A 26,633-nucleotide genomic window follows, 5' to 3' on the forward strand; every position below is an offset into this window, starting at 1 on the left:
TCCTGTGCTACTTTATGAGCCAGGAGGTTATTATCTGCCGACATAGTGACATACCTTTTCTACGACATTGTAAGGTTGACGTGGAAAGTAAAATGAACCCAATAATCTTCTTACCTGATTACTGAACATATATTCAGATCTGCTTTTTAGCATGGGATCAAATAGAGAAATCAAATCGATTATCTGAACTGCGCCCGCAGCAACAATATGATTGGGGGTCACAGTACTAATTTTTTCTGCCATCAACAAAGTGCTACGAGTTTCTGCTAAAACATACTTTCTCATCTCAACATCAGCCGGGCTCAAAAAATAGGGGCAATGTGTTGTATCTAGTGAGAGTAATCCTAGTCCCCAGGCTATTTCACGCAAATTTCCCCACGACTTTTTAATCATCGGGGGAAGGTTGCTAGTCATTTTCTCTGGTAGTGGAAGTTGAAATTTCTCTATCAAATACTGGTTTTGAATTGCTTGTAACATTTCCGAAAGGCCATGATAAGGGCGATTCATATGATCGTGATGAAAGTAGCTACCAGGTGACAACAATATTTGTAGATCTTGCATGATATCAATACCTACTTGGATTTATCACTTTCAATGGGCGCTTGTGTAGGTATATTCTTTTTCGTACCAGCAACAAAAATAGATCGACGGAAAAAGAAAATAACAGCAACAAGCAAACCTATACCAGCAATACCCAGGGGTATAATCTTGGATATTGAATTATTTGATTGAGTACTCGAAGCCACCATACGTTGAATAATAGGGCGTTCGACAATTACGACAGAAACATTATCGTAAGTACTATCTGAAAAACTGTTTTTAAGGAACAGTTTGATTTTACTCATCAAGATCTTAGTATCTTCACTACCAGCATAAGTGACCAGACTGGAGATACTCTGTGGCTGAGTCACTTTAGTATTTGTCGATAATGGATAACTGACATGTACCCGAGCGTTAACCACACCAGGAATAGTCGTAATGGATTGCTCAAGCCGCTGTTCAATTAATGATAACAGGCGTGTTCGTTCAGCCTGAGGTGAGGCTACGAGTGAATCACCGGGAAAAGCTTGAATAATCTCAACCGCATCTTTTGACGGCAAATTATATTGCTTGAGTAAATCTACGGCGGCAATGAAGTCATTTTTTGCTACATTGATAGAAAAGCCCAGTTTGCCATTCTCATGTTTGGTACCTTGAATACCATTTTGTTGTAGCGTAGCCAGGACTTCATTACTTTGTCGCTGATCCAGTTCAGTCAATAAATTTTGTTTATCGCAAGCTGTTAACAATAACGTTGAACCGGCAAATAACAGTGCACGTATGATTTGCATAATTATTGAGACTTAATCAGTGTTTCTACCGCTGAAACGGCTTTGTGGGTAAGAGAACTGGCGAACGTCATGGTAGTGGTATACTCATTATGGCGTTTTTGGTAAGCCAGCAGTTCTGCCGGGTTGGTAATATTACCGTGAGTAACCCAGTCTTCAAGCGCAGCTTTTTCCTGGCTACTGGTTACGGCCTGTTGAGAGAATAAATTTTTCACTTTTTCTTCAAGTGATGCTGTACCTACGGCTGAAATTTCTTCAGCGGCAGAGATTACGCTTTTAATCGGCAAAAAATTGATAAAATAAGACATGAAAACCTCAACGTTAAATAGCGGCTGACTGACTATCAGCCGCAGAGATATTAGGTATTACGAATAAGGGTCATAACCAGATCTTTCAGGTTTTTTGCCGTATTCGATTGAATGTTACGTAAGGCATTATATTCTGCGGATAGCTGGGTAAATTTTACTATTGCCACCGGATCCGTTGGATTATCTGCCATTTCTTTCTCTGCCGCGGCGAGAGCCTCCATTTTCCCTACTACAGGGGCATGAAATATATTGGCTTTATCAAGTAGGAAATTATTACCTACACCTGTTGCAGTAGGTTTTTCATAATTAGATAGGTCCCAACTTTTAGATGGAAGTGTTAGTGGGTCTGATGCCATGATGTTCTCCAGTGATAAATATAGAGGTTAATTTATTGTTTAAAATACCAATGATTATTGTCTAACAAGATATAACCACTTTGACTATTCAAAAATGATTTTCCTGCCAGATAATCGGTAGCTAATGAAATTGAGAACTGAACATAGTTATCGCCCCAATTCTGATTAAACTCGGTTACAAATTTAATTAATGACATAAACTGCTTATCATTAAGGTCGGTGTTAACAATAATGACCGGTTTTTTACTGTCATTAATTAACTTGAAAGGAATGTTATTGGATTTTATACCATTAATCGCTTCGTCAAGAATATCTTTTCTGTCATAGCTTTTGATCTCAATCTGGTTGGCACATTTTAGTTTTGACCGCACAGTGGTTTTAATCGTTTCTATTTCTGTTTGGTTATTAATCCTTCTGACTAGCTTAACCAAGGGAGAGCATGGCGTAGTGAGATCAACTTTAAGTACTGAACCTGTACTTGTTTGCACTAAGGCTTCCAATTCTTTCTCAAAACTATGAATAAGTTTAGTTGTAGCTTGTCCTGAATAACTCTCAGTGATCAATCGCTGAGAAACCCAATCCATATCCCGCTGTGTTTTCGCCAGTATCAAACTCGTATTCTCACCTGAATTAAGTATCGTCAAGGGAGCCGAGCTACCGGCTAATAATTCTGAAAGTGTAATGATTTTTTGCGAGTCCTTATCTCCACTGGCCAAAATAAAGGCAAAGAGACCGGCAATCAACAAAATAAAAATCACCAAGCAGGGAAGCGGCTTTAATTTATTTTTTCTTACTTTCTCTGACAATTCCAGATTTTCTATGAGAGTTGGGTTATGCTTATCCGCAGGTAATACCTGTGAATTGTAGTGCCACTCATCATTGACTGGTTTAATCAGTATCGGAAAATTGTCAGCAAATAATAGAGTATGAAAAACGATATCAATACGTTCATGTCGTTTCTCGCTATCTTCCAATATGGCATATAGGCCACCAGGTAAATCCTCACTATCGCTTTGACGATGCAGTGTAAATTTGTACTCACCTTCATCAGTCGGTAAAGAATAGGTTGTTAACTCGGAGTCTTCCTCCGTCACTGTTTCGTATTCGATACCCGGGGCTACGACGATCTGGCAGAAGTTGGGCTTGACCAACAGTTCAGTACCCGCCATTGGCCCGAAGGCAATTTTTATTATGTAGAGTTCAGTACTCATATTATCCATTAGAATAGATCCTGTCTCAGGGATGGCTTTAGGTATATCAGTGGCATACGGATATGTCATTTTGCCGCCTACCCTTGCAATAGAGCTATTATTAATCATTCAAAATAATTTTATTCGGAATAACTCTGACTCTCCTAGACCTGATATTAAAGAAACCTATATTCATAAGAGGTGGATTTTTTTCCATCTAATTCTGTAGAGCGAGGAGTGAACTTTCGTTAGATTCTTATTCAGAAACTTGGCGGTTGATGAAACTGGCAATCAATAACTAAGGTATGCCTAGTGATGAATATGCTAATAAACAAAGAAACAGAGGTTGAAGAGTATCTTCCAACGCTAGAATGCATGGTTGTTTATGTCCAGCCTGAGACAAACGATGCAAAATTATTACATTCTTCTATGATAGATAGATGTAATAATGTGATTGTTTCCCCTGCGGTAATTATTACACCATCGTTAGATGAACTTGATCCACTATCCGGTAGTTGGTATATCACGAGTATACCAATATTTAGCGCCATCGAGATACTCGCAACGCTTGATGAAGCAAAATATAAAACTGGTACTAAAGATAATATGACTCATGGTCGTGAAATTAAAATGAGTGATTTTATTACGTTACCGATGGATTATGTAAGCCCTGAAACCAATAAATTATCGGTAAGTGACCTGCTTATTGATGAAGTCATGGGGAGTAAAAATAATATCTCCCCGTTATTGGCTATTTTACGAAAATACGAAGCTTATGGGATGTTTCGCTATCTTATTTCACAGTCTGCCAATGGAGAACATATTAAAGTTGAGCAGCTAAGTAAGAAATATGGGTTGTCATCACCTTACTTTAGATTTCTTTGCCGTAAAAATTTCAATTCATCAGCCAAGAAAAAAATGATGAGTTGGCGTACGGCTACGGCGGTATTACTGCTTATCGAAAGCGATATGTCAATATTAGATGTTGGTCTGAGCTGTGGGTACTGCTCGGCATCTCATTTTACGTTAGATATTAAGAAAAACTTTGGTCTTACCCCATCAGAGATCAGACGCCTGGAGATGAATTTATATGAAAGGTAATCCTTTCGTCCACATTAAAATAGCGATGTTGCTATCTACAGTTGCTCTGACTGGTTACGTTTCCTCTGCCTCAGGGGAAATTATGATTGCAACCCCCGTCGCTCAAGAAAAAAGCTTGGATTCGTTCGTCGCTAACAATGTTCCGATCGCCAAGGTATTTGATGCGGTCTCATCCCGATTAGGGAAACCTATTATTCTCAGCAAAACTGCGCTGCAGAAGAAGGTCACGGGTAATTTTGATCTCTCTCAGCCAGCTGAAATGTTCAAATCGTTGGCCCGTCGTACCGCATTAGTCTGGTATGACGATGGAGCAAGTATTTATATTTACGATAATAGTGAAATTCGGAACCAGCTAATCAGCACTCGTTCAACAAGTTGGAATGAATTGATCAATTATCTTAAAACTGCGGGGATTTACGATTCCCGGTTCCCCGTTCGTTCACAAAATAAGAGCTCGGTGATTTATGTATCGGGTCCGCCGATGTATGTAGAGCTGGTTACTGCTGCCGCTCACTATCTTGATGAACAGAATCAGATGCAAGAAACGGCTGGTCGCGACGTTACGGTTATTCCACTGAAACATTCATCAGTCAATGATCGTGTTTACACTCAGCGCGGCCAAACAATTACCATACCGGGCATGGTCTCGGTGATTAATTCTTTATTCGAGAACGGTATTCCGGGTAATAAAATCACTGTAGTGCCGCGCGGAGATACGGCGGAACATCAAATCGAGGAAGGTTTTCCCAAGCCGCCTTCGGTGAAGAATTTAACCGCCAATAACGTTGGAATAAATCGTGGTGAGAATAGCGATAAGTTTGCGGTAGTTGCGCATCCAAACAGTAACAGTTTATTGGTGACTGGCTCTGCAGAGCAAACTCGCTATATACATCAATTGGTGAGAGCTTTGGACTCTTCGCGCCGGCAGGTAGAGCTTTCATTGTGGATTATTGATATATCCAAGAAAAAGCTTGATGAAGTCGGGGTTCGTTGGAGTATCGGTGATCTCAAAGCCGGCGGCGGCGGCATTGCTTTTAACCAAAGCACATTATCAAATAGTGCCAAGTTTTTGGCTCGAGTGGATGCGATAAGCCGCACCGGTGATGCGCAAATAGTGTCTCGCCCGATTGTATTGACCCAGGAAAATATTCCTGCGTTATTCGATAATAATTCAAGTTTCTATGCTCGCCTGGAAGGCGAACGGGTCGCTAAACTTGAGCAAGTGACATACGGCACTATGGTCAGCGTATTACCGCGAATTTCTCAAGGTGATCAGGTTGAGATGGACGTTAATATTGAGGACGGTAGTCCTGGACGCGCAGGCAGTAATGATGTTGATCAAATTGGCGGTTTACCTATCGTCAATAGAACCAATATCAGCACCGTAGCGCGTATTGCGAAAGATAGCAGCTTGCTTATTGGTGGTTATACTCGTGATCAGTTAGAAGAAAGTGATGAAAAGATTCCGCTGCTAGGTAGCATCCCTTATTTGGGGCGGTTATTTAGTTATCGTAGTAGTAATCAACAAAAAATGATCCGTGTTTTCCTTATTCAACCACGCTTGTTAAATGAATCTGAGAGCTGGGATGGACGACAGTTCTCCGAAAAAGATCGCTTAAGCGATCGAATTATCAATAAAAATGAGCAGTTGCAGGCTTCGGTCAAATTACTGCAAACCTATATGAGTCGCACATGGCAATAAGTCCTTTAGGAGGAAACTCTCGCTATTTGGTGGCTCAACGGGATAAAGGTGGCGAAGCGCCAGAAGTTCTAGATGATGCTGAGGAAACATTGCGTGGGCAAGGTGTTATCAATAACACCAGCGAGTATGCCTCTATGGCAATGCTGGCATCGCAATTTAATCGACGCAAAGAATTACGATCTCAGAGTGAAGAGAGCTCGCTGTATACCGACAGGATTCTTGATGATAATGCCGACGAGAAAATCAGTCACATTGAGAAAGTATTTAATCGTGAGGTAATGACGCCTAAACAGTTACGTTCTTATTTGGCTCAATATTTTCCCGATGCCAGCGATATGTTGATGGCTATTTTTGAGTTACTGCGCAGAAAAAAACTGACCGAGAAAATACTCAAAGCACTCAACGAGTTAAAATCGCAGTTACAGGAAGAAGATATTGATCGTGGAACTGAGGCTGGGGTTAATGTCGCATTGTCGGCACGGCTGTTTTCTTCATCGTTAAAAAAATCCTCAAGTGAGTTGAGGAATATCTATCGTGAGTTTATTTGCTATGACGGCCCGACTATATATATTTATGAACAGTGGGTTGATGAAATTGATGGGCAACAGAGAGAAGTGATGCTGCGTTATCTTACCCGCGCGTTAGCTTGTGATTTACAAGCAATACCGACGGGTAACATCAATGTTATCGAATTTGGTAATTTATTTCGTCGGGTAGGTAGTTTACGTGAACTACATTCTGCGGAATTTATGTTCCTGCAAAAAATAATACGATCAGATTTAATTGATAAAAATAAAGGGAATGAGACAGCCCTGGCAAAAATATTCATTACCGGCATCCGGAATGCTGATGATTACGAAAGAATTTTGAGTGAATTTATTGAGAATTTTTTCTCTGTTACAACGCTAGAGACTAAAGCTATTTTTATACAGATGTTAATTACAGGTTTTTCAACGATATCTGTTGATTTGTTTTTTTCTTTAGAGCTAAGAAATGATCTAATTGATTTACTCAAAGATTATATGAGTCGAGTAAAACAGAGAGAAGAAGAACTGGCTAGAGAAGTCTATTGTCAAGGTGCCATTAGAAATGAATAAAATAACAGGGTTACTTCTGAGTTTACGTAATAAACCGGAACTGATGGTATTGTTGGTCATGGTGACGGTTATTGCCATGTTGATTGTTCCATTACCAACATTTCTTATCGATTTTTTGATTGGTCTAAATATTATGATATCCGTGCTCATTTTTATGGGCTCGTTCTATATTACTAAGATCCTTAACTTTAAATCATTCCCATCAATTTTGCTTATCAGCACATTATTTCGCCTGGCTTTATCGATCAGTACCAGTCGATTAATTCTGCTTGAGGCTGATGCTGGTGATATTATCGCAACATTTGGCCAATTTGTTATTCAAGATAACTTGGTTGTCGGGATTGTTGTTTTCGCTATCGTCACTGTTGTGCAATTTATTGTGATAACCAAAGGTTCGGAGCGTATCGCAGAGGTTGCTGCCCGTTTCTCTCTGGATGCTATGCCGGGCAAGCAGATGAGTATTGATGCCGATGCGCGTTCGGGCATCATTGATAATGACCAGGTGAAAATCAGACGTGGTGAGTTAGAGCAGGAAAGTCAGCTATTTGGTTCTTTCGATGGTGCAATGAAGTTTATCAAAGGTGATGCAATAGCCGGCATCATTATTATTTTTGTTAACCTGATTGGTGGTATTTCAGTCGGTGTTGCTCAGATGGGAATGGACATGTCCACCGCGTTGAGTAGCTACACTTTACTGACTATTGGCGATGGTTTGGTGGCACAAATTCCCGCATTACTGATTTCTATTAGCGCCGGATTTATTGTTACCCGAGTGGGCGGAAATGATAAGAATCTAGGTGAGAATATTGTCGCTGAATTATTCGACAATGATTTTTCTTTATTAGTCACTGCGATTATAACCTGTGCTATTGGATTTTTACCTGGCTTCCCAACGTTCATTTTCCTCTTACTGGCTGGTTTATTATTCTCGCTCTACTTTTATCGTTTCTATCAGGGTAAAAAAGGTAATAAAGACTCTGATCATTCGACACAGGAAAGAGAAAATATTCCCAATGATGCGATATCAGGTGAGACAACCAGAGTAAAGAATGATATCGATAATTTTATTCCGGAAACATTACCGATTATTGTTTCTGTATCCATAAATCATAAAGAATCTCTTGAGTCACGAGATTTCTCATTACGAATAAAAAAAGATATATTTATTAAATTTGGCTACCGAATTCCTGATGTTGCGATTAACTACTCTCCTACAGTAGATAATAATAAAATCATTATACTGATTAATGAAATTCCTGCGGGTGATTTTCCTATTCAGTTTGATAGTTTTAAGGTTGTAGGGGCAGCAGAAGAGCTGGATGCTTTGGGATTTGATGTTACTGTTGTTAATGATAACAATGGTTCGGTCAGTACCTGGATAAACCAGAAAGATGAAAGCAAAGCAAAATCTCTGGATGTTAACTTGTGCGACGATATAACAGAAATGACTAACTGTATTAGCGTATTACTATTACGTCATATTCATGAGTTTTTTGGTATTCAGGAAGCAAAAAATCTACTAGATGATTTAGAAGTTAAATATCCAGAACTTCTGAAAGAGTGTTATCGACATGCAACGGTACAAAAAATAACAGAAGTTTTCCAACGGTTATTGGTGGAAAAAATATCGATACGTAATATGAAGCTTATTTTGGAGGCTTTAGTTCAATGGGCACCAAAAGAAAAAGATCCCCTAATGCTGGTTGAGCATATCAGAAGCGCATTGAGTCGATATATTTCTGATAAATTTTCTATCGGCAATGTAATGCATGTTTTGATGGTAGGCAGCAATATTGAAGACACTATTCGCCAGAGTATTCGTCAATCTTCGGGCGGGACATTTTTAAATCTCGAACCCGAGAAGGCAGAGAATATTCTTCAATATTTCTCCGTCGCTACCAGTGATTTAAATGTTTCATTACGAGATATCACGGTATTGGTTCCAGTTGATATTCGTCGTTTTGTCAAAAAAATATTAGAAGGCCGCTATCCGGATCTTGAAGTGATTTCATTCAACGAAATTTCCGAATCAGTAAAAATAAATGTCATAAAAACCATCTAGTGGAGTTGCAAATGAAATACCGATTTATTGAGATGTTAAACGAATTTCTTCAGTCCGTTGGACGTGATGATTTAATTAATGCCGAGCTTGATTGTCATTCAACAATTCAACTTGAGCTGGATAATATGCCGCCAATTAATGTTGATATGCAAACCGATGACGTCATTTTATGGACTGTTATTTCTGAATATGAACCGGTTCGAATCGAAGTTGCCAGTATTCCCTTGCTTAACTCGATTCTGGAATACCAGACATCCTGTTTTATGCCTGGACAGCCAGCATTACAGATAAATGATAATAGCTTGATTATGAGCTGTATTTTACGCGATGAAGCTCTGACTGAACCGATGTTATTCGGTGCCAGCCTTGAAGAGTTCTTTGATCGTAGCGTTCAGATTAATAAAATTCTAATGAACTAAGTCATGAAATTATTTGACTATTGTGCTCACCCCACTCGAATTAATGATGTACTGATTGAGGCCCCTTTGCAGGGGGTCTTTATTGGTGAGGTTTGTGCTATTGAGCGATCGGTTGCGGATGCAGAGATCATCGGAAAAGCGCAGGTCATTGGATTTCATTCAGGGAAAACTCAGCTCAGCCTGATTGGCCGAGCCAAGGGACTTTCTTTAGAAGTCGTGCTACGGCCAACAGGAAAAGCCTATCAGTTCTTGATGGGAGAGCACTTACTGGGCAAAGCCTACAAAGCCTCCGGTGAAGCGATTTGTTCGTTTAGTGACCAGCCAATGGATGCCGCGCCCATGACGCCAACAGAATGGCGATGCATCGATTCACCACCGCCAGAAATGACGCTCAGGCATCCGATTAATAGCCAATTTTCTACTGGCATCAGAGCTGTTGATGGCTTGCTGACCTGTGGGAAAGGGCAGCGGTTTGGTATTTTTGCCTCTGCGGGTGCGGGTAAAACCTCATTGATGAATATGATTATTGCCCATTCAGATGCCGATGTGTGCATTGTCGCTTTGGTGGGGGAACGTGGCCGTGAAGTGACTGAATTTATTCATGAACTCTCTTCATCTCCACGACGAGACTCTACTATTCTCGTTTATGCCACATCGGATAGCCCTTCTATTGAACGCTGTAATGCCGCGTTATTGGCCACCGCTATGGCTGAGTATTTCCGCGATTTAGGGCGCAATGTGGTGCTCTTTGTCGATTCTATGACGCGTTATGCACGGGCATTGCGCGATGTCGCACTCGCCGCAGGTGAATTACCTGCCCGCCGCGGCTATCCAGCATCGGTATTTGAACGGCTTCCTTCCCTACTTGAGCGGCCAGGTAATATGCAGAATGGCTCAATTACCGCTTTTTATACCGTATTGCTGGAAAGTGAGGATGAACCGGATCCGATTGGAGACGAAATTCGCTCCATTCTAGATGGACACATTTATCTCAGCTACAAACTGGCTGGTCGAGGGCATTATCCGGCTATCGATATTTTGAGCAGCATCAGCCGGGTCTTTCCGCAAATAACCACTGACAGCCATCGGAAATCTGCTGCTGAAATGCGCGATATGTTGGCTCGTTTAGATGAAATTCAACTTTATCTGGATCTGGGTGAATATCAACGTGGCGAAAATCCTGCCAATGACCGCGCATTGGATCGTAAAAGCGAGATTGAGGCCTTCTTACGCCAAAGTATGGCGATGAATAGCCCGTTTGAGGAAACGCAAAAGGCGTTGAATGGACTTATATCTTAAAAGTAAAAACTACTTACGGATGATTGAACGACGTTTGGATCGTGCCAGACGGGAATTAAATGTTGTTAACCGAAATATCCTCGAAGTCACCCAACGCATAACTGAAACACATACCCGGGTTGAGGTTTTACATGTGCAAACCCGGCTATTTGAACAACAGGCAGAATTCACCCGTAACGCTTTCTTTGATAGCCGTCGGCAGAAAGCCATCGTTTTGTCTGAAATTGCCGGACTGAAGTATCAATCGGAAACATTAGAGAACGATCTCTCCAAACTTGAAGCAGAAAAACAACGGAGTGTACTGCGGATCGCGGCTTTTAATGGGAAGTGCGTGAAATTCCAAAGTTATCTTGAAGGGTTAAGCCGTAAGCAGCGTTTAAAATTAGACGCTTATCAAGAAGGCGAAATAGAGGAGTTATCAATCCATGGTGGTGTCAGGAACCAGAATGAACGTCGCGGTTAGTACTGTGAGTCACGATGCAGTGCCATACGAAGCGGCACCTTTACTGCCTGCGGCGAATCAGGTTGCCGATCGCCAACAACAGGTCAATAAAAAGAAAATAAATGCGCAGTTAAACCGCCTCAAAGAGCAGCAACAAATGCAGGCCATGCGTAAGAAGAAGCAAGAAGAACTGGCATTAGCGGCACCTCCATTATTTGTGGCATTGCAGCCGGTGGGGATGGGGGCTCAGTTAGAATTATGGCAGAGCTTGCATGAGCAAATTGGCCGGGAAGAAAGGAACATACCTCAGAATCTAACCGTGACTCAGCCCAAGCTGACGAAATTAGATAAAGGTGAAGAACCCGGCGGTGTGAATCAGAGCACGATCCGACCCGGCGCACTGGGTTCAGTGATTTTGGGTGAGAGACTGCCACAAATCGCTGCCACTGATCTGTCTGCGACAAAGATGCGTGAGGCGCTGATTCAAGCTTATGGCATTCAAAATGACAATAGTTCGTTAGCTACGTCTGGTATGCGTGATACCACATTGGCCGCTATGCCGAATGTGCATGATACGACATCGGCCGCTATGCCGAATGTGCATGATACGACATCGGCCGCTATGCCGAATGTGCATGATACGACATTGAGCGCTGTGCCTGAGACTACATCGATATTGACTTCGTCGGGTGTCAATGAGAATCGTGGCCAATTCGCTGAGTCAGCCAGAATGCTTTCAGCATCGGATATTAGTCGTCCCGCTCTACCAACAAGCATTAATGGTAATGAATTCAGGTTGGCTCAATCGAGTTTTGGCGTGCCAGTCAATATCAACAAAACGAGTGAATTAGCGGTAGCAGAATCAACACCAGATATTAATTCTACTGAAAAAGGTGAGTCTGTAGCCGAAATTAAAGATGTCACTTTAAAGAGTGCATCTCGCGATGATGAAGGGCGTTCGTTCTCACAACTAACGGTAAACAACGCACGGACGACTTCGTTGCAAGAGAGTGCTGCAACGCCTGAAAATACGCCAAATAGCAGCAACGCATTGACCCCACAGCCAGAGGAGAGGGTCGGGCAATTGCAGCGTGGGCTGAATTATAAATTTACCTCATGGAATGATGGCTCCTCAGTGAGAGTTGAACTGGCTAAAGCACAGGAAATTCACGCCACGACTTCCAGTGACACTGTTCAGCAAGTTTTGGACGACAGTCAGCATTTACTGGAAACCGAAAGGACGTTGGTGATCGATGAGCACCGAGACGATGAAGAAAGAAAACAGCGGTATCAGCAGCCAGATCATGAAGAAGAAGGCTCGTGATGTTTAATTTTCGCCGGGTTACACGCCATCAGGCGTGTATGAGTCAACAGCAAGTGACCTATGCACCGCAAGCATTACCCGTTACACCAACTGCGGAGCGGAAATACGCAAGGTTTCAGCTTTGTGCAGCAGAAGAGCGTATTACAGCTCTGATTGACTTGGTTGAATGGTGCCGCCACGCTTGGCCAGAGATGGAAAGTCTGGCCTGGGAATGTATCAGTGAAGGGCAATTGCGGCAGCTCTTTAGCGCCGAGATTGAACATCATCGTTTTTTCTCAGGACGTTATGTACCACTAAATATTGAAGTTATCAGCGGCGATATTGTTCAGCAGCCTTGGCTTACGGTGCAAGAAAAACGTTTGGGACGAGTTTTGCTTGAACGAGCACCACTTGGCATGGCTCCCCATCCGATTAATATCGCTGGGTTTATGCACCTCCCTCTGGCAAGTAAATGGATATTGGGTACCAGCATAATCAGTGCCAGTTTATTGCATACATTGGCACTTCGCGATGTATTGCTGATACAAAACCTACTAATGCAGTTAGATATTTCCGGTAAGCGGATAGCGAGATTCCGATCTCAGGATGATGGAGTAATGGTTGTGGAAGAAGTCATACATAATGAATTGGAACCCGAACGTATTGATATTGAAGACGAGACGATGATGGAGGAGCAGGTATTGGTTCCTTTTGATGTTTCGGCAATCAGTATCACATTAACTTTTGTTCTGGGGCAGCGTTCGATAACAATTAATGAGTTGTCGAGCATTCAGTCTGGTTCACAATTTGCTCTTGGGCAGAACACTGAGAAATCTGTCAAGGTTTATGCGAATAAACAGCTAATCGCCGAAGGCGAGCTGATTTATATTGATGATGTGCTTGGGCTTGAAGTAACAAAAATGGCCACTATGGGCTCACTGGAGTAATATATTATGCCCAGTGATGTACCATTAATAGCCATTGTTGCGTTAACAACGTTACTTCCATTTATTATTGCTGCTGGCACCTGTTTTTTAAAGATATCGATTGTTCTGATCATGGTTCGTAATGCTATGGGGGTGCAACAAATACCCTCTAATATTGCTTTGAATGGTATCGCATTACTTTTATCTTTATTTGTTATGATGCCGGTTATTAATGATATTAACGATTATGTACGTGAACAAAAAGTAGAAATGACTGATGTTGACTCTGTTAATCGTTTTGTTGATGGAGGATTGGGTGGCTATAAGTCCTATCTGAAAAAGTATTCTGATCCAGAACTGCTTTCATTTTTTGAGTCAGTTCAACGTGGGCGCAGTGAACATGAGATTGATGTAGAGAAAGAAGAAGTTACATTATTCTCACTATTACCCGCTTATGCACTGAGTGAAATTAAATCGGCTTTTGAAATTGGTTTCTATATCTATTTACCTTTTGTTGTGATCGATTTGGTTATCTCCAGTATTTTACTGGCACTGGGTATGATGATGATGAGTCCAGTAACTATCTCGGTACCTATAAAGTTGATCTTATTTGTTGCTATGGATGGCTGGGCCTTGATTTCAAAAGGACTCGTAATGCAATACATAGAACTTGCGCAACAGTAGCGGCCTATGGAACAGATTATTTATGCTAGTAACAAGGCGATGCTATTAATTGTTGTTTTATCAGCAATTCCGGTATTAGTCGCTACCGTGGTAGGGTTGTTTGTTGGCCTGATTCAGACAGTCACCCAACTTCAGGAACAAACACTGCCCTTTGGTTTGAAGCTGTTGGCAGTATTCGGCTCACTATTTATGATCTCTGGCTGGTTGTCAGACAAAGTGATGAGTTACGCCATGGAGGTTTTATCCATCGCTCTCCAACCGATAGGATAAGGTCGATGAATAAGGAAATGTTAAACCTATATAGTTCGCTGTATGGCACGTTTAATTCAGGAATGATAACCCTGGCTCTAGCCTATATGCGTATTGCTCCGGTATTTTTTTTATTACCTTTTCTCAATACAAAATTACTGAATGGCGTTGTCGTTAAAAATAGTTTAATTATCTATATTTGTTTAGGGTTGTGGCCTTATTTATCTCGGGGGGAGTTCGTTCGCCAGCAGCTAGGAATTGTGGATATTATCCTTTATGAGTTATCTATTGGGGTTATATTGGCATTCTTTATTTGCATGCCATTTTTGATTGCTAATATTATTGGGGAAATAATTGATAACCAGCGTGGTGCCACTATCAGTGACACGATAGATCCAGCCAATGGCATCGAGTCATCTGAATTCTCTGCCTTGCTGAATTACATTGTATGTATGGTGTTTCTTTCCCAAGGAGGAATGTATAAGTTGGTCGAATCGTTTGCAGATAGCTATAAGCTGATGCCATTCGGCCAAGGTTTCTCCCTCTTCGAACCGCTGTTATTGGGAAGCTGGCTCAATACATTAGTTAGCCAGGGATTTATTATGGCGTCGCCAGTATTGGTAACCTTATTCTTGAGCGAAGTGGCTCTTGGGCTTTACTCCCGGTTTTGTCCACAACTGAACGCCTTTTCACTTTCTCTGGCGGTAAAGTCGATCATCGCATTTAGCGTTTTTTTACTTTATTTCCAAAATGAAGTGCCGTCGTTGCTGGTCACAATGGTAGATATTTCTCCGTTGGGGAAAATATTTACTCTTAAATAATAATCTAAGCGTCCTGAATTATTTAACGACGGTTCTTGAGTTGTTGGATTAGGAAATATGATATGGCAGAAAAAACAGAACAACCCACAGATAAAAAGGTACGAGACTCGGCTAAAAAGGGGCAAAGCTTTAAGGGTAAAGACCTGATTGCTGCCGCAGTTTTAGTCTGTGGTGCTTTAGCCATTAGTGGATTCTCAAGTCTGACCGCTTTGGGGCATTTACTGCAAAAAGTGCTTTTATCACCATCAGAGATAAAGATATCTGCATATTTAGATGAATTATATCGTCTTTTTTTGTACGCGGTAATACCGGTATTACTGTGCTGTTTATTACCCGGTATGTTACTTTCTTTGTTACAGAGTCGATTCCGTTTGGCTACTGAAGCATTAAAAATAAATTTTTCGCATCTTAATCCTATCTCTGGGTTTAAAAAAATATTTGGTATCCGTCCGTTAAAAGAATTAGTAAAGGCATTGTTGTATTTATTGGCTTTTGGTACGTCAATTTATACGTTTATTCTGCTATGGCGGCGAGAGGTTTTTATGCTTTACCATGCTGAGTTGGAAGAAATGATCACTCAGTGGGGAAGGTTGTGCATTATATTTATTTTTGTTTTTCTCGCGTCTTCGTTAATTCTATTGCTATTGGATACCCTGACTGAGCTTTTTCTGTTTATTAAAGATCTAAAAATGGAAAAGCAAGAAGTTAAAAAAGAATATAAAGAAAACGAAGGTGACCCGCAGATAAAACAGGCGCGTAAAGAAATACATCGGGAAATATTATCGGAAGAAACTAAAAATGGTATTAAAAATTCTCAAGTGGTCATGGCTAACCCAACTCATATTGCGTTAGGCATCTATTTTGATCCGTCGGTAGCCGAATTGCCTCTGATTATTGTTAAGGCTCAGAATGCTCAGGCCAGGGCGGTGATCGCTTATGCTGAAGAACAAGGGATTCCAGTAGTACGAGATATCCCATTAGCGCGACGGCTTTATCGGAACAACAGTATATTCAGCTTTATACGCGATGATGACCTGTTGGATATTATGAATATTCTCATCTGGTTGAAGAGAATTGAATTGGAAAAACTGGGTATATCGCTTCCTTCTGCGCTAGAGAGCATAAACCAGGAACTCGATGCTACCGACATTGAGGTGCAGGATGAAAACAGCGTGGTTAGTCAAGCGCTGCATAGCGAGCCACCTGAGAAAAAATCGGATTAGGTCGGTAAACAATATAGTTAAATCGGATTGATAACTTTCTGTGTTATTCAAGCGTTTTTTTAAAGAAGGTCTGATAGATCAAATTTAAAATAGCTTTATTGCATAGGGAACGTCTGATTTGAGTGTTAATAACATTAAAGGTATTTGTAATGAATGACTCAAAAGATATGAACCTACCCCAAGATATTGAAAGTGAAGCGGAAGCCGAAAAGTATATTGATGAAGTTTGTCAGGCATTACTTGACGGCGTGACATTTAAAGATATTCACGGCATTCCTGAGTCCACTATGCAGGGGATTTATGCCTATGCCTATGAGTTTTATCATCAAGGAAAATTAGACGAAGCTGAAACATTTTTCCGTTTTCTCAGTATTTATGATTTTTATAACTCTGATTATGTCATGGGGTTGGCGGCAGTTTATCAGCTTAAAAAACGCTATGACAAAGCGACAGAATTATATGCGCTGGCATTTATGTTAGCCAAAGACGACTACCGACCGCTGTTCCATGCGGGTCAATGTAATTTGATGTTAAAGAAAACTTCAGCTGCATTGCATTGCTTTGAATCCACAGTGAACAGCACCACTGACCCTGAGTTGAAACAAAAAGCTCAGGCTTATTTATCCGCACTAACGCAGAACCTGCAAGAGGCCACACCTTAAGCTGTCGATGCGTGAAGATTAACGGAAGGAAAAGGGTATGGCTGTTGATATTAGTAAAATCTCCAGTGAGCGAATCAGGAATGTTCAGCTATTTGCCGGGCAAGGAAATATAGTAAAAATCCAGGATGAGGCAACCAAGGCGCTGTTGGCCTGTGAGGATGCCTGTCGTGAATTGGGTGCCGAGGAGCAGCAACGTCGTCATGGTGTTGAAAATGCACCACAGCTGAATAAACCGGAAAGCCGATCGAATATATCGCTGCTGGCACGGGTAAAAAGTATTTCCGAAGGTGATTCCGCAGCGGAACCCACCACGTCACGGGCAGCAACATCTGAGGGAGCAGAGCATAAATCAACGACTGCTTTCAGCGAAATGCTGGGTTCGATGCTTAACTTGCGCAACATGATGCATGATGTTTCTGTGACTGAAATGCGCAACCGCCTTAAACTGCTTAACATTGAATCCGAGCAGCTGCGTGCTCAGGGCGATAAGCTCGTGGGAGCGTTTGAAGAAAGTAACAATCAGGCTAATAGCGCCAAGCAGCAGGCAGAGAGTAGTCAAAGGACTTACGATCAGGCAAAAAACCATCTGGATGGTTTGAATTCGCAACAGGCTGGCAATGTTAAGCAATTGGACAGCCTGCGGGATGAGCTGACGGCGGTAAAAGCCCAGTGGGCGGCAATCAGTGACGACCTGGCAGCATTACCCTCGCCTCTGACTACCGAAGCTGATAAGCAACAACATCTGACCCTCACACAACAACAAAACCAGTTGTCTGAACGACAGAACCTACTGGCCCGGCAAGTTCCGTCAATTGAGCAAAAAATAAACAGCTTGAATGCTCGTATTATTGACGGAAAAAATTCGTTGGCGCAGTCGGAAAACGAATTAAAAACGGCGATAAATATCGCCACCAGTAAAGTGGAGGATGCATCTTTAAAGCAAAATCAAGTCGAGAAATTTATTCAGACCGTATCCAGCCGTGCGGCCAGCGCGTTGGACACTCCGCGTTATCAAGATGCGATGTCGCAGTTGACCTTGCTCGCTGCACAGTTAAAAGAATTGATCAGTAAACTGACTGTGGATGGCTTAAGCCGGCAACAGGCGGTGCTGGAAAAAATCAACGAAACCGCCCGCCAGAACGCTGAAAAGAAAGCGGAAGAAATGGAAGAGGCGCAGAGAAAATCGGAAGAAGCCAGTAAAGCTGCGTCTTGTGCCAGCAAAATTTTAAGCTATGTGCTCATTGCCGTTTCAGTGATAGCGACGGTCGCCTCACTGGGAACCGCATCTGCTCTGACCGTTGGCATCGCGGCGATCGGTATCGCTATGGCGGTGGCTGATGTGGTGCTAGAAGAAACCGGAAACAGCAGTTTGATGCAAATGCTAGCCACGGAAATTTCCACCGGCATAACCAATATGCTGATTAGTTTTGGTGTTCCCAAAGAGAAAGCCGAAGAGATTGGCAAAATCGCCGGAATGGTACTGGCCGCGATCGCTTTCCTGGCTGTTTCGTTAGCTTCCATGTCCTCCTTTGTGAAAAACGCAGCATCCACAGTAGCCAAAATTGTCGGTAATAGTGTGGTGAAGGTGAGCGCTAAGGTCTTGCCGAAGGCAACCCAAGCGGTAGGCAATATGGCGAGTAAAGTGGGTGAAAAAATCAGTAGCGGCATGTCCAAAGTGAATAAGGCGATGGATATGGGGGAAGTTGTCCAGCGTAAAATTGAGGTGGGCACCAAGGTAGCAGGTGCGGTAACCAGTGCCGCCAGTGTCGCGGTGCCGGGATCGCTGAATCTGGTCGCCGCCGATCATAATTTGGATATGAAAAAGGCGCTGGCTGCTCTGATGTTAAATGTGGAGTTTATTGAAGCAATTAACGATCTGATTAAACGCCTCATTGAGGCGGCGTCCAAGACGACTGAAATGGCAAGCGATAATTTAGAAAGCATGATGGCTGGCATGAAACAGTCACAGGAACAGAAGCAAGCGATTATCAGAACGGCATTTGCTTAAGCCTCTTTTTTCACTCAACGTCCAACTAAAAAAACAATCGGAGCTATCATGACCGCAATTATTGACACCAGACCACAGCAGCAGATTTCCTCTTTATTTAACCAAAGCAATCAGAGCATTAAGGCTGCTGATAGCGAGACTACACATGAGGCTAAAAAAAGTCTCCCTCTCAGCGCATTGAGCCAGAAGGCCGCGAGTTTGGTTGAGTCTTCAGATAAAACCGTAGTTTTGACACCACCGCAGGTCGCGGTGAATGACGCTGACATTCTGTCTGAACTGGACAATATTCAGGCCGTAATGACTCATAGCCAGCAAGGTAATCTGGCTCCTCAATCGTTATTGCAGGCCTTTAGCATTGGCATTTTATCAGGCAGCCTGGCGGAGCCAGTCAACGGCTCGGTGAGTCCTCAAGCTGCTGCGGTTCCTCAGGCCAACGGCTCGGTGAGTCCTCAAACTGCTGCGGTTCCTCAGGCCAACGACGCGGTGAGCCCTTTGGTTGCTGCGGCTCCTCAACTCAAAGGCTCGGTGAGTCCTCTGGCTGCTGCGGTTCCTCCAGTTAAACAAGATATCCCGGTACCCATTACTGATATTGAGCAATTTAGTACGCTACTGGCCGATCCTGACTTTTCCCGCAAAGTCGCTGGTGCCTTGGCTGCGATGGGTATGACGCCACAGGCGCTCAAAGCCGAAAGCCTGACGGTGCAAAATGCGCCGGATAATATCGAGAAGAAAGGGCAGTCTATTGATACGGTCAAAGCGAACAATTTGGTTGGATTCCAAACGGAAGATTTGATTCTGGTTCTGATGTCATTACTGAGCAAAATTCGGGAAAGCGTGGATAAAGGCGATCGTCAGCTACATAGCCGCTTTGCTGAGTTGAGCGCCAATATGTCAGAAAAGGCAGCCCAATCGACGATCAATGAAGGGAAGCAACAAATGATAGGGGCGGTGATTGGTTTTGCTATCGGTGGCTTGATTGCCAGTGCCGGCACCATGACGCAACTCAAAGGGTTGAGTAAGCAGAATAAAGCGATCAACAGCGATCTTAAACAAGTTCATACTTCGAATAATAAAGCGAGTGAACTTAAGCAAAATATGAATATGGGCGCTCGTGACGTGAGTGGCTCTAAAACAACGATTCAGGGTAAAGATAATAAAGCGCTGAAAGTTAGCGAAGAAATCAATCCAGCTCAGAAAGAATTCCGAACGCAGGAACACCAGGCCGCAGAACTTAAATTGCAGCAACAAGCCAATGCCCATCAGATGAGTTTTGACATCAAAACCCATAAGGCACAGAAAATAGAAGCGGCTGGGCAGGCCGTCTCCCGCATGTCTGATAACAGTAATCAGATGGTCACGGGAGTGAATGGGATGGCGGTGAAAAATATCGAAGCCCAAAAAATGACCGAGGATACCGCAGCGGGTACGTTGAAAAATGTGGCGCAGGACAAGGAAAAACAGATCGATAAAACCTCGGACTTGCTGAAAACCATCAGAGAAACCCTGAACGGCATGCAAAACGACAGAAATGCCACTATTAGGGCGATGATTCGCGGTTAATCCGTTACGAGGTAGGGAAACAGTATGAATAATATAGTGATCAGCGATCTGCTGAAAACGAAACCGATGGCTTTCGTCAGCGAGCAGCCAGTAGCCATTGATAATACGCCACAGCATACACCCACAGTCGTGCAGAGCATGGCTAAGTTTATGCATGAAGTATCCCCCCTGGTCGGGGGGGATTTACCGCTGGCAGACAATCTGGATCAGCTGTTAAGGGAAACTACGCTGGTGACTACAGAAAGTCATGCCGTAGCCAATCTTGATAAGGCCATGCAACGTTACCAACGCAGTATGCAAGAGTCACAGTTTGATGATCAGCAGGTGGCGGAGGCAAGCCGTAATGTAAAGCATGCCGTCAACTATACGGTTGATGAATTTAGCCAAAAACAACGTCAACTTATCAAGAGTCTGTCTCAGGCTAGTAAGAACAGCGGCACGCAGCTAAGCAACTATCCAGCCCATATTGCCAATCTGGAGACTGTGGTTAAGGACGTTAAGGCAAACTTTCAGGATGTTTATTCTGAGGTGGTGAAGCAAGCTACGGAATACTTTAAAGATTTTAACCTGGCAATGAGCGAGTTAGATAAATGTATTGAGAGTGGAAGTGATGCCAATAAATTAAACTTTAAGAAAAGAAGCTTCGCCCGTGCTATAGAATTAATCATGTCGAAGTACAGTAATAATGATGATTTATATGACGGTAATGGCATCATATTGAATAATTCTTTCATTGACGCAAAATCTATTTATGAATTTAAAGGAAGTGAGGAAGCGCTGACTTTCTGGCAAGAGAAATTATCGCCAACATTTAATGTAAAGAGAGATGGGGAGATGATAAAGATCTCACCTAATCTTGATACATTAAAAGATGTTTTTGAAAGTCTAAAAGGCCCGGATGGAAAAATAGAGCCATTTGTTTCAGAAAGAAATAATATATTAACCGCCACTTTCCAAGCCTGGCAGGCTGGCTTTGATAGCCTTAAAAATCGTCAACAAACGGCGATAAATCAATTGATGGAAAAATATCGTCATGATATTTCTACTTTTGATAATCTAATTCAGATTCTAATAAAATCCATTGATGATCATTTTAGATATAACGAAGGTTATTTCCGTTAGTTTATTTTGACATGGTTACGCCATATATTTATTACCCAGATGATTTTTCTGGGTAATATTTCATTATTGCCAGGAGATATTTTATGCTACGTGCAAATGCGCCTTTCAGGCCGACGCCTCAAGTAAGACGTTCTCAGCCGGCGCAACCAACCTTATCTTCACCCACATTATCAACGACATTGTCGGGTATTAATCCTGGCGGAGCCGACGCAACGCTTCCGGCAAATTGTGTTATCTCGCCAGGTAACGTCTGTAGTCAGCGCGGTGGAATAAAGAATACGCTTGATAGTGACTGTCATGATAATTTTCGTCATGCCATTGGTGGTGAGATTGCAGAAAAATATCACCAATATTCCTCTGCAATCAGTGCTAGCTGTGTCAGTGATGTTGTTCATATGGGTAATAAGAACGGCATTAAAATTATTGAACGATTATATTCTTTTGCATCTGAAGATACTAAGGTGGAATTGAAAAAAGAAATTCAATCATTTGCAAAGGCATTAACTGATAAAGCCAGCAGGAAAGAGAGTGAGGGGCGTAATAAAGATATAAACAAATTAATTAACACATTCAGTGTTCATTTGATTGATAAAGTCATCGGTAATGATCTTGATGGTTTTAAAGGTCATTATGAAAAGACGATGGTTGATCCTCAGTGCATCAAGATGATGGCTCCCTTTATTGCCAGCGAACAGTTGACGATACCCTTAGATAGTTCGTTATTTAATCAGCATAATATGCAGACGCGCCAGGCTAATACGGAGAGCTGTTTAAATAATGTAAAAGGGTTTGAAGGGAAGAATAAGGCGGGCGGAGCTTACATTACAGATATGCTCAATCTTATGCAGCAGATTGAAAGCAAAGCTTCTTTTATCAATAGTTTCTCTCGTACTTCTGTCGAGTCTGCCATGTTACAGCAGAGCAATGATGATGTTGATAGCATCATGCCATTTCCTCGATCAACTTTACCGCTGTCAGGTATTTAATCCCAACCACAAAATCATCCATTCTCTGGGACGGATGGTGTTAAAGACCCCAATAGGGATATACCGGCGGGAAGTGGTGAGAGTACGACAATTACTTATAATGATCACTCTACAGTTAATAACATCTATATCGAAGGGAATACCGTTGAACCGGCAGGCTCGCCGCTAAACAGAGAGGGTTCCCATAAACTGGATGCCTTGGGTGATATGCTAAATTCACTCACTGATAAGATTCGTGATTTATATCAGAAAATAGACAGTTTGAGCGCGGGTTCTGAAAATCCGGTGTTAAAACAATCTGTGGCGGCAATGAAACCAGAAAATATGGAGCCTCACAAGACTAACCATACTGATGGTGTCATCTCAGCGACACGCTTATCGTCCAGCGGCGGTATTGTCAGTGAGGCGCCAGTGTTATCAGCTCCGGTGACGTTCTCTAACCCGGCATCTGCGGTGGCTGAACATCGGATAAATACGCAGTCCACTGTTGCTCGCTCTGCTACTGAGCCATCATCACGAGTCTACCGTACAGAGATGACCATCAATTTGGAGAGCGTCTCCCAGAAAACGATGAGCCAAACTGGCCGTGTATTGCCTTTAGCTGCGCCAGTAAAAATGATGGTTGAATCGACCACATTGCCGGCTTTATCTGAGTCTGAAGCGAAAAATACAGACAATCAGCCACTCGGTTTATCGGCACAGTTGGCTGAGGCGGCGGCTGAAGTCATTAAAGCAACCAGCGAAATGCTCAGTGCGGCTGAACCGGGTTTCACCTCGGCCAAAAACATAGAAAGCAATGTCTTGCCTTTATCAGAGCCGGTTAAAATGATGGCAGAATCTATGCCATTACCGACCTTACTTCAGTCTGAAGCGAAAAACATAGACAGTCAGCCGTCAACGTTATCTGCTCGCCTGTTTGAAGCGGCAACTGGGGTAATTAAGGCCACGGGTGAAATGATCGATGCGGCTGAACCGCGCCCAGTATCGGCAAAAGAGGCCCCCGGTTTGGCGGCAGATAATGTCCGCGAAAAAGTGACGCTGCGCCACCGTGAGTTTGAAAAACCGGTTGAAGAAAAAGCGCCTCTGGAATTTCAGGTTCTTGCCAGCCAGATGAAAGCAAGAAGAGAAAGCATGGGGAATACCGGCAACGCGGCTGGCAGTCCCCTCCGCAATGTTTCCTTGTCGGCTCTTGGAAAGAGTTCAACGGCGGAGAATACTTTAGGGCTCGATAGGACAAATATCTCTGTGGCGGAATTCCAGCTTAAAAGTGGTGAATTAAGCTCTACGGATGAAGTGAAGGAAGTGAAGGCTCAAGGCTCTTTGCTAAAAAATATTTCCCGCAACGCCTCCGCTCCCGCACGAAGCTGGCCAACGGTTGAAACGGATAACCGCGTATTATTAACTGAAAGAGGAGCACTGCGTAAAAGTATTCCGAAATAATCAGTAACTGATTACCGCTCCCGCGATTAAGATGAAATTTGTTAATTAGAACGGGTATAAGTATGGGAACGTTAACCAATAACACTGTCGGTGATGGTATTGTGGTGGAAAGCAGTTTCGATTGGTTTCAGCGCCAATTGAGGCTGATATCTATTAGCAATCCGTCGGAATATCGGCCTGAGTCTCGCTTGATCTTGGATTTACATATAGATTCACTAGAAATGCTCGAGTTGGTCATTGCCGTGGAGAAAAAAACCGCCCGACCATTGGCAGATGACATATGGTTAGAGTGGACAACGATCAAGGATGTGACTGATTATCTTGATTTAGCCAACGCAGAGCCAGTTAGGTAGTCAGCAGGAAGGATGTTTCCTTCCTGCTGTGATCTTCATTAAATTTATTCCCTATATTAACTTTAAGCTTATTTATCACCTCATAATCATTATTTTATATTTTCCAATCGTAGCTCTATGAGACTGTTACGGGTAGCGACTAAGCTATTTTTGATTTAAATATCAATAATAGATGTATTTAACTGCTCTATTTAATGGTTGCGGGAGAATAGCGTGGAACAGGATTTACAAAAATTTCATACTGCCATTACTGAACTGCTTATTATTATGGGGTTTGAAGCCCCCGATCTTGATAGAAATCAAACGGTGATTACGTTAACCATTGATGATTTTTTTCAAATAGACTGCTGTGCCATTGATCAGGAATCATGGGTAGTCTCGGCCAATCTGGGCCCGGTTGAACGCTACAGTTTACCTAAGTTACAGTCTTATTTGAGGAAGAATTCCCCAACTGATTATATCTGGCAGCCGACGTTTTCCATTGATGAAACCAATAGATTGCTTTACTGGTTGCGCTTACCTCTAAATGGAATAGAAATGCCCATGTTGTTATCGATTATTACCGCGTTTATCTCTGATGTAAACGAACAGGCAACCATAGAAAATATATTTAACCTCTCATCTGATGGAGTCGCACGTTTATTATAAATGGAGTTTTTATGGATAAAATTTCAAGGGTCACTTCTATTAAATTATGCAGTAAACTGAATGAATTGAATAAGGATGTTGATAAAATATACGCGGCGAAAGATCAGGTTTTGGGTTTAAGTAAAAGCGGAAAAGTGGTGATGTTCAATCATTTCAAGGCTTATCTTCACCCACGGCAGGTCAACCGTTTTCAGTGTGCTTATAATGGATTACCGTGCAAGAACAGTTTCTTTCCTACCAAGATAACGGTAGGGCATGCTGCATCAAGATTATCTAACCTATCGGGTGAGCAATTCAACTTTCTCACACTTGAAAAAACGTATTATAATTATAATAAAATCAATGATAAAGAATCATTTTCGGCTGTCGATCCTAAAAGTACTTCTGAATATATAAAAAACAAATCAGTCGACTTTGCCGGGCATGGAAAAGGTCAAAAGCAGCAGGATGGATTGTATCAGGGCCGTTATATTAAAGGACTTTCACATTTTAAAGACATACTGACTGCTTACGATACCATTGTTCGATCTGATGACGGGAAGTTATCACCGGTGAATAGACTGTCAGTGAATGGCGTAGAGGCTGGTTTTCGCAGAGATTACCCGAAGCATGAGAGTCTGGGGCAACATTTTAATATTCTTTATAAAGAACGTCCATCGGTCAATGTCGTATTAGCGACTGATGAAGATATTACAGAATATCGCCTTCCTCGCTATTTTGAACAAGAGGGGGATTATCAGTATGGCGATGAGACTTATCGGGTAAAGATCCTTGCTGAAAAGATATTAGCTGTCGGTAAATTACACGGCAAGGTCACGACTATAGCGATCGACAAAAATAAGGGTCAAGAACCGCCGTTAACGCTCTCAACTTTGCATATTAAAGATTGGAGGGATTTTGGTTCAGTCGATAACGCTGATATGGCGGCGATTACTGCGGAAATTGCTAACCTGCGTCAGATTTCCGGCCGCCCAGAGCATTGCACTATGATGCATTGCCGGGCTGGGGTAGGACGAACCGGCGTAATGGCGGCCTATCAAATGCTCAGCAATCCTGATAATCACTTTTGTCTGGATGAAATTGTGATCGGATTACGCCTGACGGGTAATAACCTGATGGTGCAAAATGATGAGCAATACCATTCATTGCGAAAAGCGGCAGAGAGCTTTAATAAGCCGATAACTTTTGCTGATAAACAGCAAGATAATAAAAAGGATAACCGACCTGCCGATGAGCGTTGGCAGACTCCGTTACCATTAGTCGTGCCTAAAAGTGACTATGCCAAAATATTGCAACAGAGGCTGAAAAATAGTTGAAGCTATCGACAGGTAAAGTGTCGCGATG

The 26,633-nt window shown here is 42.4% G+C and carries 27 protein-coding genes; 22 read left to right on the plus strand and 5 right to left on the minus strand.

From position 1 onward, the window contains the following. Positions 1 to 30 precede the first annotated feature (30 nt). The 5 genes from DJ39_RS06545 to DJ39_RS06565 are packed head-to-tail and all read right to left on the minus strand — an operon-like array spanning position 31 to position 3,272. The gene (locus tag DJ39_RS06545) at positions 31 to 561 is read right to left on the minus strand and encodes a hypothetical protein (RefSeq protein ID WP_038251258.1); all 531 of its coding nucleotides are present in this window, start codon (positions 559 to 561) and stop codon (positions 31 to 33) included. Positions 562 to 572: 11 nt separating this feature from the next. Then, a complete protein-coding gene (gene sctJ, locus DJ39_RS06550) occupies positions 573 to 1,331 on the minus strand; it encodes a type III secretion system inner membrane ring lipoprotein SctJ (RefSeq protein WP_004722128.1) in 759 nt (252 codons plus the stop codon). A gap of 2 nt (positions 1,332 to 1,333) precedes the next feature. Continuing rightward, positions 1,334 to 1,636 (minus strand): type III secretion system inner rod subunit SctI, encoded by a 303-nt coding sequence (gene sctI / locus DJ39_RS06555; RefSeq protein WP_004722125.1) that lies wholly within the window; start codon positions 1,634 to 1,636, stop codon positions 1,334 to 1,336. 50 nt (positions 1,637 to 1,686) lie between these two features. After that, positions 1,687 to 1,992, minus strand: coding sequence for an EscF/YscF/HrpA family type III secretion system needle major subunit (locus DJ39_RS06560; RefSeq protein ID WP_038244571.1), 306 nt, complete (start codon positions 1,990 to 1,992; stop codon positions 1,687 to 1,689). A 32-nt stretch (positions 1,993 to 2,024) separates the two neighbouring features. Then, a complete protein-coding gene (locus DJ39_RS06565) occupies positions 2,025 to 3,272 on the minus strand; it encodes a PrgH/EprH family type III secretion apparatus protein (protein ID WP_157836122.1) in 1,248 nt (415 codons plus the stop codon). A gap of 225 nt (positions 3,273 to 3,497) precedes the next feature. On the opposite strand from DJ39_RS06565, the gene DJ39_RS06570 reads away from it, so the two are divergent. The 22 genes from DJ39_RS06570 (at position 3,498) to DJ39_RS06675 (ending at position 26,605) form a co-directional block, all read left to right on the plus strand. Further along, a complete protein-coding gene (locus DJ39_RS06570; RefSeq protein WP_049688193.1) occupies positions 3,498 to 4,283 on the plus strand; it encodes a helix-turn-helix domain-containing protein in 786 nt (261 codons plus the stop codon). Continuing rightward, on the plus strand, positions 4,273 to 5,985 hold the full coding sequence (sctC, locus tag DJ39_RS06575; protein ID WP_038244568.1) for a type III secretion system outer membrane ring subunit SctC: 1,713 nt from the start codon (positions 4,273 to 4,275) through the stop codon (positions 5,983 to 5,985). The genes DJ39_RS06570 and sctC overlap by 11 nt, the downstream gene beginning before the upstream one ends. Further along, positions 5,976 to 7,082 (plus strand): type III secretion system gatekeeper subunit SctW, encoded by a 1,107-nt coding sequence (gene sctW, locus DJ39_RS06580; protein WP_038244567.1) that lies wholly within the window; start codon positions 5,976 to 5,978, stop codon positions 7,080 to 7,082. Before sctC ends, sctW begins: the two co-directional genes overlap by 10 nt. Next, positions 7,075 to 9,144: an EscV/YscV/HrcV family type III secretion system export apparatus protein gene (locus tag DJ39_RS06585; protein ID WP_038244565.1), complete on the plus strand. Its 2,070-nt coding sequence runs from the start codon at positions 7,075 to 7,077 to the stop codon at positions 9,142 to 9,144. Before sctW ends, DJ39_RS06585 begins: the two co-directional genes overlap by 8 nt. A gap of 11 nt (positions 9,145 to 9,155) precedes the next feature. Then, positions 9,156 to 9,563, plus strand: a complete 408-nt coding sequence (locus tag DJ39_RS06590) for an InvB/SpaK family type III secretion system chaperone (protein WP_038251261.1) — start codon at positions 9,156 to 9,158, stop codon at positions 9,561 to 9,563. A 3-nt stretch (positions 9,564 to 9,566) separates the two neighbouring features. Next, on the plus strand, positions 9,567 to 10,862 hold the full coding sequence (gene sctN / locus DJ39_RS06595; RefSeq protein WP_004722110.1) for a type III secretion system ATPase SctN: 1,296 nt from the start codon (positions 9,567 to 9,569) through the stop codon (positions 10,860 to 10,862). Beyond that, complete coding sequence (locus tag DJ39_RS06600) at positions 10,846 to 11,325, plus strand: hypothetical protein (protein WP_038244563.1); 480 nt, start codon at positions 10,846 to 10,848, stop codon at positions 11,323 to 11,325. Before sctN ends, DJ39_RS06600 begins: the two co-directional genes overlap by 17 nt. Next, on the plus strand, positions 11,309 to 12,628 hold the full coding sequence (locus DJ39_RS06605) for a SpaN/EivJ family type III secretion system needle length determinant (protein ID WP_038251262.1): 1,320 nt from the start codon (positions 11,309 to 11,311) through the stop codon (positions 12,626 to 12,628). The genes DJ39_RS06600 and DJ39_RS06605 overlap by 17 nt, the downstream gene beginning before the upstream one ends. Beyond that, positions 12,628 to 13,554 (plus strand): FliM/FliN family flagellar motor switch protein, encoded by a 927-nt coding sequence (locus DJ39_RS06610; protein ID WP_038244561.1) that lies wholly within the window; start codon positions 12,628 to 12,630, stop codon positions 13,552 to 13,554. The genes DJ39_RS06605 and DJ39_RS06610 overlap by 1 nt, the downstream gene beginning before the upstream one ends. Positions 13,555 to 13,560: 6 nt before the next feature. Beyond that, positions 13,561 to 14,217 (plus strand): EscR/YscR/HrcR family type III secretion system export apparatus protein, encoded by a 657-nt coding sequence (locus DJ39_RS06615; RefSeq protein WP_004722106.1) that lies wholly within the window; start codon positions 13,561 to 13,563, stop codon positions 14,215 to 14,217. Between the two features lie 6 nt (positions 14,218 to 14,223). After that, positions 14,224 to 14,487 carry a type III secretion system export apparatus subunit SctS gene (gene sctS / locus DJ39_RS06620; RefSeq protein WP_004722103.1) on the plus strand — a complete coding sequence of 88 codons (264 nt, stop codon included), beginning with the start codon at positions 14,224 to 14,226 and terminating at the stop codon, positions 14,485 to 14,487. Between the two features lie 5 nt (positions 14,488 to 14,492). Beyond that, a complete protein-coding gene (gene sctT, locus DJ39_RS06625) occupies positions 14,493 to 15,287 on the plus strand; it encodes a type III secretion system export apparatus subunit SctT (protein WP_004722099.1) in 795 nt (264 codons plus the stop codon). Between the two features lie 62 nt (positions 15,288 to 15,349). Beyond that, positions 15,350 to 16,510 carry an EscU/YscU/HrcU family type III secretion system export apparatus switch protein gene (locus tag DJ39_RS06630; RefSeq protein WP_004722097.1) on the plus strand — a complete coding sequence of 387 codons (1,161 nt, stop codon included), beginning with the start codon at positions 15,350 to 15,352 and terminating at the stop codon, positions 16,508 to 16,510. A 167-nt stretch (positions 16,511 to 16,677) separates the two neighbouring features. Continuing rightward, positions 16,678 to 17,172: a type III secretion system translocator chaperone SicA gene (gene sicA / locus DJ39_RS06635; RefSeq protein ID WP_004722096.1), complete on the plus strand. Its 495-nt coding sequence runs from the start codon at positions 16,678 to 16,680 to the stop codon at positions 17,170 to 17,172. A gap of 37 nt (positions 17,173 to 17,209) precedes the next feature. Continuing rightward, a complete protein-coding gene (sctE, locus tag DJ39_RS17115) occupies positions 17,210 to 19,180 on the plus strand; it encodes a type III secretion system translocon subunit SseC family protein (RefSeq protein ID WP_004722094.1) in 1,971 nt (656 codons plus the stop codon). Positions 19,181 to 19,228: 48 nt separating this feature from the next. Further along, the gene (locus DJ39_RS06645; protein WP_004722092.1) at positions 19,229 to 20,740 is read left to right on the plus strand and encodes a hypothetical protein; all 1,512 of its coding nucleotides are present in this window, start codon (positions 19,229 to 19,231) and stop codon (positions 20,738 to 20,740) included. 24 nt (positions 20,741 to 20,764) lie between these two features. After that, on the plus strand, positions 20,765 to 21,862 hold the full coding sequence (locus tag DJ39_RS06650; protein WP_004722090.1) for an IpaD/SipD/SspD family type III secretion system needle tip protein: 1,098 nt from the start codon (positions 20,765 to 20,767) through the stop codon (positions 21,860 to 21,862). A gap of 83 nt (positions 21,863 to 21,945) precedes the next feature. Then, complete coding sequence (locus DJ39_RS06655; RefSeq protein WP_038251263.1) at positions 21,946 to 22,848, plus strand: hypothetical protein; 903 nt, start codon at positions 21,946 to 21,948, stop codon at positions 22,846 to 22,848. Positions 22,849 to 23,055: 207 nt separating this feature from the next. Then, positions 23,056 to 24,288 (plus strand): hypothetical protein, encoded by a 1,233-nt coding sequence (locus tag DJ39_RS06660; RefSeq protein ID WP_038251264.1) that lies wholly within the window; start codon positions 23,056 to 23,058, stop codon positions 24,286 to 24,288. Between the two features lie 62 nt (positions 24,289 to 24,350). After that, positions 24,351 to 24,641 carry an acyl carrier protein gene (locus DJ39_RS06665; RefSeq protein WP_004722084.1) on the plus strand — a complete coding sequence of 97 codons (291 nt, stop codon included), beginning with the start codon at positions 24,351 to 24,353 and terminating at the stop codon, positions 24,639 to 24,641. A gap of 213 nt (positions 24,642 to 24,854) precedes the next feature. Then, on the plus strand, positions 24,855 to 25,289 hold the full coding sequence (locus DJ39_RS06670) for a CesT family type III secretion system chaperone (protein ID WP_004722082.1): 435 nt from the start codon (positions 24,855 to 24,857) through the stop codon (positions 25,287 to 25,289). An 11-nt stretch (positions 25,290 to 25,300) separates the two neighbouring features. Next, positions 25,301 to 26,605, plus strand: coding sequence for a protein-tyrosine phosphatase family protein (locus DJ39_RS06675; RefSeq protein ID WP_004722080.1), 1,305 nt, complete (start codon positions 25,301 to 25,303; stop codon positions 26,603 to 26,605). Positions 26,606 to 26,633 lie beyond the last annotated feature (28 nt).

Source organism: Yersinia ruckeri ATCC 29473 (genome assembly GCF_000754815.1).
In the GTDB taxonomy this organism is placed as follows: domain Bacteria; phylum Pseudomonadota; class Gammaproteobacteria; order Enterobacterales; family Enterobacteriaceae; genus Yersinia; species Yersinia ruckeri.